At 63.8% G+C, this 10,433-nt stretch carries 11 protein-coding genes and 1 pseudogene; 2 read left to right on the forward strand and 10 right to left on the reverse strand.

Annotation, left to right across the window (positions count from 1 at the left end):
• Nucleotides 1-283: 283 nt before the first annotated feature.
• On the forward strand, nucleotides 284-1,489 hold the full coding sequence (locus C2L80_RS11970) for an SDR family NAD(P)-dependent oxidoreductase (protein WP_087196887.1): 1,206 nt from the start codon (nucleotides 284-286) through the stop codon (nucleotides 1,487-1,489).
• 217 nt (nucleotides 1,490-1,706) lie between these two features.
• On the opposite strand, the gene C2L80_RS14460 is transcribed toward C2L80_RS11970, so the two are convergent.
• The 7 genes from C2L80_RS14460 to C2L80_RS12005 form a co-directional block, all read right to left on the reverse strand.
• On the reverse strand, nucleotides 1,707-2,714 hold the full coding sequence (locus C2L80_RS14460) for a histidine phosphatase family protein (RefSeq protein ID WP_239938972.1): 1,008 nt from the start codon (nucleotides 2,712-2,714) through the stop codon (nucleotides 1,707-1,709).
• Nucleotides 2,711-3,178 carry a YbaK/EbsC family protein gene (locus C2L80_RS11980; RefSeq protein WP_087196888.1) on the reverse strand — a complete coding sequence of 156 codons (468 nt, stop codon included), beginning with the start codon at nucleotides 3,176-3,178 and terminating at the stop codon, nucleotides 2,711-2,713. The genes C2L80_RS14460 and C2L80_RS11980 overlap by 4 nt, the downstream gene beginning before the upstream one ends.
• A gap of 153 nt (nucleotides 3,179-3,331) precedes the next feature.
• On the reverse strand, nucleotides 3,332-4,324 hold the full coding sequence (gene nrfD / locus C2L80_RS11985) for an NrfD/PsrC family molybdoenzyme membrane anchor subunit (protein WP_087196890.1): 993 nt from the start codon (nucleotides 4,322-4,324) through the stop codon (nucleotides 3,332-3,334).
• Nucleotides 4,325-4,339: 15 nt separating this feature from the next.
• Nucleotides 4,340-4,993, reverse strand: a complete 654-nt coding sequence (locus tag C2L80_RS11990) for a 4Fe-4S dicluster domain-containing protein (protein ID WP_087196892.1) — start codon at nucleotides 4,991-4,993, stop codon at nucleotides 4,340-4,342.
• A gap of 12 nt (nucleotides 4,994-5,005) precedes the next feature.
• Nucleotides 5,006-5,284, reverse strand: a complete 279-nt coding sequence (locus C2L80_RS11995; RefSeq protein ID WP_087196894.1) for a molybdopterin-binding protein — start codon at nucleotides 5,282-5,284, stop codon at nucleotides 5,006-5,008.
• The gene (locus C2L80_RS12000) at nucleotides 5,281-6,099 is read right to left on the reverse strand and encodes a molybdopterin-dependent oxidoreductase (RefSeq protein ID WP_157941083.1); all 819 of its coding nucleotides are present in this window, start codon (nucleotides 6,097-6,099) and stop codon (nucleotides 5,281-5,283) included. Before C2L80_RS12000 ends, C2L80_RS11995 begins: the two co-directional genes overlap by 4 nt.
• Nucleotides 6,100-6,149: 50 nt before the next feature.
• A complete protein-coding gene (locus C2L80_RS12005) occupies nucleotides 6,150-7,775 on the reverse strand; it encodes a molybdopterin-dependent oxidoreductase (protein WP_157941084.1) in 1,626 nt (541 codons plus the stop codon).
• Between the two features lie 399 nt (nucleotides 7,776-8,174).
• Between C2L80_RS12005 and C2L80_RS13770 the strand changes: the two genes are divergently transcribed.
• Nucleotides 8,175-8,657: a hypothetical protein gene (locus tag C2L80_RS13770; protein WP_129589958.1), complete on the forward strand. Its 483-nt coding sequence runs from the start codon at nucleotides 8,175-8,177 to the stop codon at nucleotides 8,655-8,657.
• Between the two features lie 18 nt (nucleotides 8,658-8,675).
• Here C2L80_RS13770 and C2L80_RS12015 read toward each other — a convergent pair whose 3' ends face one another.
• The 3 genes and pseudogenes from C2L80_RS12015 to C2L80_RS12025 form a co-directional block, all read right to left on the reverse strand.
• Nucleotides 8,676-9,611 (reverse strand): slipin family protein, encoded by a 936-nt coding sequence (locus tag C2L80_RS12015; protein WP_103263277.1) that lies wholly within the window; start codon nucleotides 9,609-9,611, stop codon nucleotides 8,676-8,678.
• 13 nt (nucleotides 9,612-9,624) lie between these two features.
• On the reverse strand, nucleotides 9,625-10,008 hold the full coding sequence (locus tag C2L80_RS12020; protein ID WP_087196903.1) for a GntR family transcriptional regulator: 384 nt from the start codon (nucleotides 10,006-10,008) through the stop codon (nucleotides 9,625-9,627).
• Nucleotides 10,009-10,156: 148 nt separating this feature from the next.
• Nucleotides 10,157-10,433 (reverse strand): annotated as a pseudogene (locus C2L80_RS12025) (hydantoinase/oxoprolinase family protein); the annotation flags it as partial.

Raw genomic sequence — 10,433 nt, forward strand, 5'->3', positions numbered from 1 at the left:
CCCCGCACCTTCGCTTGGCCAAACGCCCCGGCCGCCCCGCACGCTCACGCCGCCAATCAAGTGCGCTTCGCCATCGGCTCTGCGGGCGAGCGCACGCGCCCGCCCGCCTTCACGGCACCGCCCTTCGGCCGCCGCCCTCGTTTCGCCCCGCTTTCGCCGCGGTCGCGCCTTCCCAACGGACGCGCACGGCCCGCGACGGCACGTCGCGGCGTCCCTATCATGCGAGCGAAACGCCGGGGCGCGCCCGCGCCCTCTCGCGAACCCTCGAGAAAGGAGCGCCATCATGGCCCACACCGCATTGGTCACCGGAGCGACAAGCGGCATCGGGGAAGCCCTCTGCCTTCTGCTCGCCAGCGACGGCTACGATCTGGTCACCGTAGCCCGCGACGAGAAGTCCCTTGGCAAACAGGCTCACGACCTGCGTCTGCTCGGCATCGACGTGCTGCCCGTGTCCTGCGACCTGTCCCATCCCGACGCCGCGCGCACCATATTCAAGCGCGTGCGCGAGGCCGGAAAAGAGATCGACATCCTCGTGAACGACGCGGGCTACAGCCCAGCGGGCAGCTTCTCGGAGCTTTCCGTGGCCGACATCCGCGCGATGATCCAGGTGAGCGTCACGAGCCTCACCGAGCTGACGAGCGTGTTCCTGCAGCCCATGCTCGAACGCGGCCACGGGCGCATCCTCAACATGAGCTCGATGATGGCGAAAACGCCCTGCCCTTACAACGCGCTCTACGGCGCGGCGAAGGTGTTCGTGCTGTCGTTCTCCACCGCGCTCGCACGCGAGCTGCACGGCACGGGCGTCAGCGTGACCACCGTATGCCCCGGTGCCACGCGCACGAACTTCTCGCGAAACGCCGGAATCGAGGGCGCGCCCGCCTGGAAGTACTTCTCCATGAGCGCCGACGAAACGGCCATCCGCGTGTACCGTGCGCTCATGCGGGGCGAACGGTGCGCCGTCACAGGCTGGGTGAACAAAGTGGGCGCGCTCGGCGTGCGCTTCATGCCGATGGGCTTTCAGCTTCGGGCCGGCGAGTGGCTTCTCGGCACCCGCAAGCACCCCCTCGGCCATGAGGGGACGCCTGAAGGGGTAGGCGGCGCTCACGACGGCGGGAGCAAAGGCGTGCGGGCAGAGCGAGCCCCTGGCGGCACATCCGGGAAGGCGTGCGGCTGCGGGGAGGCCGGAAACGACGCCAACCACGCAAACGACGACGGGCAGACGAACGCGGGCGCAGATCCGACGTCCGATGCCCGAGCAAACGCAAAAGGCGAAGGCGGCGCGCAGACGAACGCAGACGTATTTACGCGCAAGATTACCGATAACGAGCGATCCGAGCGGAGCGCAGAGGGCACACACGACGAGGCGAGAGCCGCGGCAGACATGCGCAGCGACAGGAGGGCGAACGATGCGGGCAGCATCTGGCGCTTTGACGAAAGCGCAACCAGCGCTGGTTCCGCATCTTGCAAGATCAGCTGGATGCCCTGGTAGGCACCACGATCGAAAGAGCTGCCGATCCGCGCTCCGCGCCTTGGCGAAAAGACCGGAGCGCGGGGGCGCACGCCATGCACGCACGACCCGCCCTCGCGCAGCCCGCCTCCGTCCGCGCTCACACGGCTCGCTTCGCATCCATGTGCGGCACGCTCGCTCGCGCACGAAACGACGCTGTCCGCACGGCGCGTCCCGCCCCGACCGACCGCCTGCCCTCTCAGACGCTCCAATCGGTTGAGCCGACTTCGCCCAAGATGAAGCGCTCGCCGTCGTAACCGATGCGCGTGACGCTCGTGTTGGGTATCTTCACCGGATCGTTCACGCGCGCAGGGTCGATGAGATACACGAGCGTGCGCACGACGAACGAATGCGTGACCACAAGCACGTTGCCGCCTCCCGTCGAACGGACCGCATCGCCGGCCTCGGAAAGAAAACGCACCAGACGGGCCTCGATCGCGTCGAATCGCTCAGCGCGGCCCGAGGAATCCGCGTTCGCGATGACGTCGGCCACCTCGGGCAGCCGACGGTTGTGCTCCTCGAACGACAACGACCTGCCAAAACCGGCGTCGAGCACGGCATGCAAGAGTTCTCCCGGCTCGCCCTCCAACTCTCCATAGCACCATTCGCGCAAACGCGGATCGGGCACGGCCGCAAACCTCGCTTTGGCCGCCTCGCCCCGAACCCGGGCGCGAGTTTCAAGCAGCGCCGACGCCGTCTGCACAGCCCGACCACTGTCGCTTGAGAACACGCGGACGAACTCCACATCGGCCAAGCCCCGGCCAAGCGCCTCCGCGCCCGCCACGCCCTCCGGCGTGAGCGGCGTGTCGCACCAACCCTGCACTTTTCCCATGACGTTGAACAGGGTCTGTCCATGGCGCACCACGTAAAACGTCACGGGAGCGTCATCGAGCGAGCCCGAAGCCGCCGAAGAGGCGAGCGCGGACAAGGCAGCCGGCGCATGCGGCGCAGCAGGCGTGGTTGGCGAGACGGGAGGCGCAATCGACGCAGCCGGCGAGTCGGGCGCATCCGACGCACCTGGCGCAGCCGGCGCATCCGACACGGCAGGCGCAACCGGCGAGTCGGGCGCGACCGGCACGGCTGGCACGGCTGACGATCCGGGCGCAACCGCCGAACCCAAGGCAGAAGGCCCCGCAGACAAGAAGGAGCCGTCCGGCCTCGTCGCGCCGACGACCGGATCGCACGCCCGACCGACCCCGCCCCTCATGGCAGCTTGCACACGTCAACCCACGTGCAGGGCTCGGCGCAGCGGGCAAGCTCGTCGGGCGAAAGCCGCACCGCGCTCGAAGCGCTACCGGCTGCCGGATACACCACGTCGAAGCGCCGCAGCGATTCGTCGAGGTACACGTCCACGGCGTCGTTCACGGCGAACGGGCACACGCCGCCCACGCCGTGGCCGACAAGCGGCTCGGCCTCCTCGGCCTTGAGCATCTTCGCCTTGCAGCCAAAACGCGCTTTGAACTTGGGATTGTCGATGCGCGCATCGCCCGCCGCCACCACGAGCGCCACCCGCTCGCCCACGTGAAACGACAGCGTCTTCGCGATGCGCGCCGGTTCGCACCCCACGGCCTGAGCGGCCAGATCCACCGTCGCGCTCGACGCCTCGAACTCGAGCACGCGATCCTCCATGCCGAGCGCGCGCAAATGCGCCCTCACCCTGTCGATGGCCATAGCCGCCCACCTCGCTTTCCGAATACCGACCGCCTTTCAGTATAGCGCACGGCCCGAACTCGAAGGATGAAAGGCAAACAAGAGGACGAGGCGGCCCGACGGCGTTTCCACCGCCCAACCGCCTCGCACAAGAGGGCGAGCAGCGCCGTGCGCTTAGCCGATCAGCCCCCTGACCGTCTCGGCAACCACGTCGGCGTGAACGCCCGCCGCAAGGATCAGAAAGCGCAGTTCGCACCCGCCGACGAGCGCGCCCGCGGCGCCTATCGCCATCAGAACACCACTTCCATGCTGCCCCGCGCCGGGCTTCTTCTTGGCGCGTCCGTGCAGCACAAGACCCGCCACAGCCATGACCAGGGGAAGCGCCAACCCGCATGCCACCACCATGCCCCAGAAGCACACGGCCAGACCGCCCGACACCAAAAGCGAGGCCGACGACGCAGCCGTCGCGCCGATGGCCGTTTGCGCATCGCCGCCCAGCATGCTGGCCAGAAACGCCGCCATCACGACACCCTCTAGCAGCACGAGCACCACGACGATCCGCTCCATAAGTGTGCGGGCCTTCGGTGCCAGCGGGTCCTTCTTCGAAGCCAGCACGGCCACCAACTCCACAAGCGCCACTCCCGTGTCGAAAGCCGACACGGAGAACAAAACCGGCAGCAGCGGAGTGTTCCACAAGGGCACGTTCTCGGCCGCCATGAGCAGCATGCCCGTGTACACCGCGACGAACGCCGCCAGCGCAATGCCGACCACGGCCAGCGCCCGACGCAACGCCATACCGCGCTTCTCGAACCACGCCCACTTCTTCGCCAACCGCACGTCCACGGGGCGCGTAGCCAGCAGCGCCGATGCTGCGAACACCGCCATGGCCGCGAACGCGCCCCACGCGCCGTACGTCATCCACGAGGTGAAGTGGCTGAAACTCTGCCACATCAGAAGTCCGCGAGCAGGCTGCACCAGCTCCGAAAGCAAAAGCAGCAAGCCCGCCGCAAGGCTCGCGAGCGCCGCCCACATCGACACGCACACGATCAAGCGATGGCGCGTTTGGTCGATCAGGAGCAGCACGGCGGCCATGATGAACGCCCCGGCGCCCATGCCGCCCAAGAACAGATAGAGCGCCGGCTGCCAGCCCCACATCGTCTGAAGCATGAAATCACCTCCCCTTTAACCGCGAACCAGACACGACGGATCGTTGATAGACGCGATGACCACCGCATCGGGCTCTTGCTCCTTCAACTCCTCAAGGGGGCCGTACTTCAGCGCGTTGAAGATGCACGCGCTCACGCAATACGGCGTTTCGCCTGGTGCGACGCCCGCGCCCAAACAGCAATCGCACTTGTCCATAGCAACCGTGTTGTAGCGCGGCACATCGTAAGGGCACGCCTGGTAACAGTACTTGCAGCCGATGCAGCGATCCGTGTCCACCGACACGATGCCGTGCGAGCCCTTCGAGATGGCGCCCGCCGGACACACGCGCTCGCAACTCGGCTGGGCGCAATGCATGCACGACGTGGACACGCTCAACTCCCCGCCCTTGTCATTGCTGACCACCGTGATTCGGCGACGATCGGGCGTATCATCCGACAAGCCGTTTCCCTGGCGACACGCAGCCACGCATTTCTCGCAGTTCACGCACTTCGATGCGTACACGAGAAAGCCATACTGGACATCGGCGTTCGCCCCATCGACCGCGGGAGACTCGCCACTCGCCAGCGCGCGACGAGGAGCCGTGACGCCGCCCACAATGACCGCCGAGGCGCCCAAAGCAAGCGCGCCTTTCACCAGCGCCCTACGCGAAACATCCGTGGTTTGTCGCATGTCCTCCCCCTCCTATCGTATATCGAACTCGACGAGAGCGGGCTGCGGGCTGGCTTCGCCGCGCTCGTTGACCGAGCGCACATGCATGCGGTACGTGCCCGCACGCGGCGGCGTGAAATCAAGCGTCCAGACCACGTTCTGATAATCGCTCGTGCCTTCGGTCGGACGCGTGGTCCAATGCTCGCCTTCGTCAAGCGAGAACTGGATCGCCGCGATGCGGTGACCAAAATCGTACGCCGTGCCCTTCAAATGCAGAACCTGGCCCGCTGCACCTTGCACCGGAGGTATCATCGAACTTCCCCTCCGAGCAGCACGCCCACGTTCGGCAGGTTCTGATACGCCGCGCGCGCTTCGTCGGAATGAGGGCTCGGCGGCGGCGTTTCACGCTCTTCGAGCGTGATGCTCACGATGTCGCGAGCGAAATAGCTCGCCGCAGTGGAGCCCAGCCACAGCTGGTTCGCACCGCCCATCACATCGGCGATGGGCGATCCGTTCACATCGAACACGAGCGGACAATAGCGCATCTTAAGATAGCGCAGAGGCAGCGCGACTTCGTAGCAGTCCGACGACGAGAACACCACCGTGTTCACCTCGGCAGAAGGTTGGGCCAATTCGACGATTTTCAAAACGGAAATACCCGTGACTTCGGCATTGGCGACGGCACGTCCATCGGCCGGGTTACCAGCGCACGAGCACCCCATGACCACCGTTTGAAGCTCCTCCTTCTCGGAAAGCTCCGCGAACGTCGCCGTGTAGGCATTTTCAACATCGCCCTGCACGGTAATCGACCAGTCTTCTACCGATACGGCCTCCCCGTCGCCCGTCGGATTCGCGCCGCACAAATACCGGGAAGCTTCGCCCAGGTTCTTCTTGATATCGTCGTTGGACGTCACTTCGGATTGCGTGAAGGCGAACTCGCCTTCCACCTTGTCCATGCGCACGATGAAATCATCGACGGAGACGCCTTCTTGCTGCGCCGTCGCCTGAGCGTCAGACGCGGACTGCGTTTCAGTCGAATCGGTGGCGGCTAGCGCAACGCCGCCCATACCCGTGACCGCGAGTATCGAGCTCGCCCCCATGGCAAGCGTCTTTTTCAAGGCATCCATGCCCCACCTCCTTACCGGGCACCCGCTTCGCGAGCGCCCGGGTTGCATGCTTACGACATCTGCTTGACGTTGACCATGACCTGGTCGGGCTCGTAACTCACGCGACCGTTGTCGGTAGTCGCACGCACCTGAAGCACATAACCGCCCGTCTCTTTCTCGGGAGCTGTCCAGGTGAAGTGCCAATACACCCAGCGGTACTTGTCGGAATCGGACGTGTCGAAACTCGTCCACGTCTCACCGCCGTCCATCGAGAACTCGACCGAGGTGACCTGCTCGTCCATAGCGTAGGCGTAGCCTTCGAACTCGTACTTCTCACCGGGAGCGATGATCAGGCCCTCGGGAGTTCCCATGATGCCCGTGACGGGTTTGTTGGCAAAACCAACATCTGTTTCTTTGCTGGGATGCCAATGCCCCGCTGTGGACGGTTCGCCCTTCAATCCCTCGCCGTCGAGGAGGTGGTACGGATCGTTGGAAATATAAATCTCGCTCACCCAGCGTCCGCTGTTCGAGATGGCGTGCCCCGGCCACCACATGCGGCACGGGAACCCTTCGGCACGCGTGAGCGGTCGTCCGTTGATCTCGTAGATGAGCAAACCTCCCGCTTCGAGGCAGTCCTCGATGGATGTGCCGCTTCCGTAGCTGGTGGGGCCTTTGGTTCCCCATCCTTCGGCATCATGAGCGGTGATGGTAGTGGCACCTTCCTGCACACCCGCCTGTTCGAGGATCCATTCGATGGGAATGCCCTTCACCTCGGCGTTGACGATCCACTCGCTACCGGTGCCACTGATGTTGCACTGCATGGTACTGACGGTCGTTTTGCTGGGGGCCTGTTCGATCAGCTCGGCAAGCGTCCACTCTTTCGGATTGTCCAGCATACCCGTAACGGCGATGGACCAATCTTCGTACTCGGACGTATCGACGGGCTCTTCCTGATAGGCTTTGTCCAAAGGCTCACTGTCAGGGCCAGCGTATTTCGTCATCTCGACGGTATCGCCCGCGATGGTGTCCTGATCGTAGGTGAATTCACCTTGAACGTTCGCCACATCGACCATGCCGTTGAACGCATCGTATTTGGCCTCTTCCCACAGCTGCATACCCGTACCGTCCGAAGTGACGGCATGGCAAGTCATGCAATCCCCCTTGAAGGATTCCTTGCTATGAATGCCGTGTATAAGGTTGCCGAATTGATACGGCCCCACAAGCGTCTCCCCTGTGGTTTCATCGTGGCAAATCACACAATTTGTGACGTCGGTATTGGTGTCCAGCCCGTTTTCAAGATCCCAGTGACGAATAGGGAGCTTCTCCAAAACATCGATAAGGCCATCTTGGTGACACGACTCACAGCCCCGATTCTCAGCATTAAGGTAATAGAGGTTGTATGCGGTCGGGAATGCCCAGAACGCGCTTCCACCAGCATCGTCAGGAACCTTTTGCACCTGGCGACCATCCTCAAGCGTCTCTATCGTCGGAGCGTACTCCTCGCAGAGGTCGGTCATCTCTTCTTGAATCTCCTCCAAACCTGCGGCAGGCTTTTCGCCTCCTGCAAGCTCGACCGCGCCACTCTGAGACGACTCAGTCGTTTCTTGCTCCACTTCGGGAACACATGCGGCGAGGGAGGCCCCCAAAGCGCAGCAACAAAGCGTTGCGCCCCATATGGCCGGTTTTCGCATCGCCATCGCCCTCTCCTTTCCTCCATTTGGAATTCCCCCGGATGTCGGCACCAGACACGATGCCCGATCATCACCCGTCTTCTGCATAGTATCATAAATCATATAGATTTACGATACTTGTCTTACAGTTGTATGATTCTTTTTCAAGAATAGAGGAACGCCGGAGATGCGCCGAGATGCGTGCCACAACCGATCCTTTGAGGAATCCCCGTCGTTCGCTCGATTGCAGCCCATAGCCAAACCGCATGCTACGCGATCATTCGGGCTGGTCGAAAGATCTGGGCCTGATAGGAAGGCGGGGGTTTTTCTCTGCCACTTCTTTTTGAAGTCCCGCTTCTACATGCCGCAGTTATGCTCGGTTGCACTGAATGTCTTCCGTCTTCCGTGCGAAAAAATACGAGGTTTTTGGCCACGAAACCGCATTCTGGCACGAAATCCGCCCGCTTCCGAGGAAAAGGACATTCTCCTGCAGCAAAAGCCCAGGTCGGCGAAATCGATGCCCGTCAAAATGTGGCAAATCGTGCCAGAATGCGGTTTGGTGGCCATTTTCGGGCCGATTCTGGCCACGGAACCGCGCTCTGGCACGGACCGACCTCCGCAGGAGCGCGTCCGAAAATCGCGACCTGGCCTTTTGTCGGAAATTCCCTTCACGAGGCTCCCGAACCTCGCTTTTTCGTGCCAGAACGCGGTTTCGTGGCCAAAAATCGCGATCACGCCAACATGGAAGGGCGTGCAGCGCGAAAAAAGCGAAGAGGGCGAAAGGGGCGAAGGCCGCAATGCATCAACCACGACCTCGCGCCCAACGATATGAGGTTCTTCAAGAGCACGCAGGAGTTCACGAAAACGTACCTCAAGAAGATTCGCAAGAAGCGCTTTCCGAGCGATTAGCGAGCGGCTCGCGCTCCCCTACCCCTTCTTCGCAAGGCCCTCCAGCCCCTCGAAAGCCTCCGATAGGGCGCTCGGGATGACGACGAGGCCGCCCTTCTCCTTCACGCTGTCGGACACGAAGCTCATCGCACGCAGCTGCAACGCCGCATCCTCGCGGCCGTAGGTGCGGGCGGCGTCCACGAACATCTCGGAGATCTCCTTCTCCACCTCGGCCAGGATAACGCGCGCGTTGTACTCGCGCTCGGCGCGCGCCTCGGCAGATAGCGATTCCTGCAATTCGTCGGGAATCTCGATGTCGCGGATCTCCACCGACACCACGGTGATGCCCCACTCGTTCGTCTTGCGCTCGAGGATGTCGGCCACCTCGCGGTCGATCTGCTCGCGGCGCGTGCTCAGCTGGGCGATGTTCACCGCGCCCATCACGTCGCGCAGGGTGGTCTGCGCCACCCAGTACACGAGCCGCACGAAGTTCTTGACCTCCGAACAGGCCTTTCCCGCATCCCACACCGTCCAGAACAGCACGGCGTCCACGTTCACGGGCACAAGATCGGCCGTCAGCACATGCTCGGCCTTGAACGCGGTGGAGCGCATGCGCATGTCCACGGTGGCCGCCGAGTACTCCACGAGCGGGATCATGAAGATGAGGCCGGGGCCCGCCACGCGGTTGAACTTGCCGAACCGCAGCACCACGGCGCGCTCCCACTCCAACACCACGTGCATGCAGCTGAACAGCACGACGGCCCCCAACGCCCCCGCAACGGCCAGCGCAGGAAGGCGCAGCACCCAAGCCGCCAGCGCGAACAGGGCGAACACGGCCAGCGTGATCACCCAACGCAAGGACGTGGCGCCTACGCGGCTCGTGACGGCCTCGTCGAACTGCGCCTCCGTCGCGATCACCGCATCGTCGGCGCTCGCATCGAGCTCTTCGTCGAAATACGATTTCTTCTCGCCCATGGCCCTTCCCCCGTCAGTCTTCGAGCGTCGCCAGCGCCTCTCCGATTCGCGCCAGCGCATCTTCCCTCGTCATCCCTGTCTCCCGCACCACCCGCACCAGCTCTCCGATCACCGCGTCCACCGGAGAATCGGGCAGCGCAAGCGCTTCGCGGTCGATGTCGGCGATAGTCGAGCGCTTCCCCCGCCCCGAGAGGACAAGGCCGTCGGTTTCAAGGTCTTGGTACACCTTGTGGATGGTGTTGTAATTCACCCCCAGGCGAACGGCCAGCTCGCGCACCGTCGGCAACGTGTCCCCCGGCCGCAACTGGCCCGATCGGATGAGGAACAGCATGTGGTTGCGGATCTGTATCCACACGGGAACGCCCGATGCATCGTTCACCCGCAACGTCTCGAACACGCGCTCCCAGCCTTCCGTCAAAGTATCATCCGGTCGTATGATAGCATAAGCGTACGCGAACGGATCGCCTCAGCAAAAGAAGAGCGCGGTTGCCGCGTTGACAACCGCGCTCGATCGACGCGCTTTTAGGAGCCCGACAGTTCGAGCGCTACGCCAAGTCTCCCGCGGCCTTCACCTTCACGCGGTTCGTGTGGCCCGGATAGTACGCCAAGGGCACGTCCTCCGCGTCGATGACCTCCACGGTCTCGCGCACCGCGCCCGCCTCCACGGCGGCCTCGACGGCGGCGGCGCGCGCGGCGGCCAGCGCCTCGTCGCGCGGCGTGACGTCGTAGTCGACAAGCGCCTCGTAGGCGCCGCTCACCTTCGAGATGGCGCTGCCGATGGCGTTCGCGCAGCCCGCGTGCTCGGGGCGCTCCACGCCGGCC

The sequence above is a fragment of the Rubneribacter badeniensis genome (assembly GCF_002899695.1).
GTDB classification, from domain to species: Bacteria; Actinomycetota; Coriobacteriia; order Coriobacteriales; family Eggerthellaceae; genus Rubneribacter; species Rubneribacter badeniensis.

Bases quoted from the DNA above. Each gene is read 5' to 3' on its own strand.
- C2L80_RS11995 (WP_087196894.1), bottom strand. From the start codon at position 5,284: ATGATACCTCCGGTGCAAGGTGCAGCGGGCCAGGTTCTGCATTTGAAG.
- C2L80_RS12000 (WP_157941083.1), bottom strand. From the start codon at position 6,099: ATGGATGCCTTGAAAAAGACGCTTGCCATGGGGGCGAGCTCGATACTC.
- C2L80_RS11990 (WP_087196892.1), bottom strand. From the start codon at position 4,993: ATGCGACAAACCACGGATGTTTCGCGTAGGGCGCTGGTGAAAGGCGCG.
- nrfD (WP_087196890.1), bottom strand. From the start codon at position 4,324: ATGCTTCAGACGATGTGGGGCTGGCAGCCGGCGCTCTATCTGTTCTTG.
- C2L80_RS11970 (WP_087196887.1), top strand. From the start codon at position 284: ATGGCCCACACCGCATTGGTCACCGGAGCGACAAGCGGCATCGGGGAA.
- C2L80_RS11980 (WP_087196888.1), bottom strand. From the start codon at position 3,178: ATGGCCATCGACAGGGTGAGGGCGCATTTGCGCGCGCTCGGCATGGAG.
- C2L80_RS14460 (WP_239938972.1), bottom strand. From the start codon at position 2,714: ATGAGGGGCGGGGTCGGTCGGGCGTGCGATCCGGTCGTCGGCGCGACG.
- C2L80_RS12015 (WP_103263277.1), bottom strand. From the start codon at position 9,611: ATGGGCGAGAAGAAATCGTATTTCGACGAAGAGCTCGATGCGAGCGCC.
- C2L80_RS12005 (WP_157941084.1), bottom strand. From the start codon at position 7,775: ATGGCGATGCGAAAACCGGCCATATGGGGCGCAACGCTTTGTTGCTGC.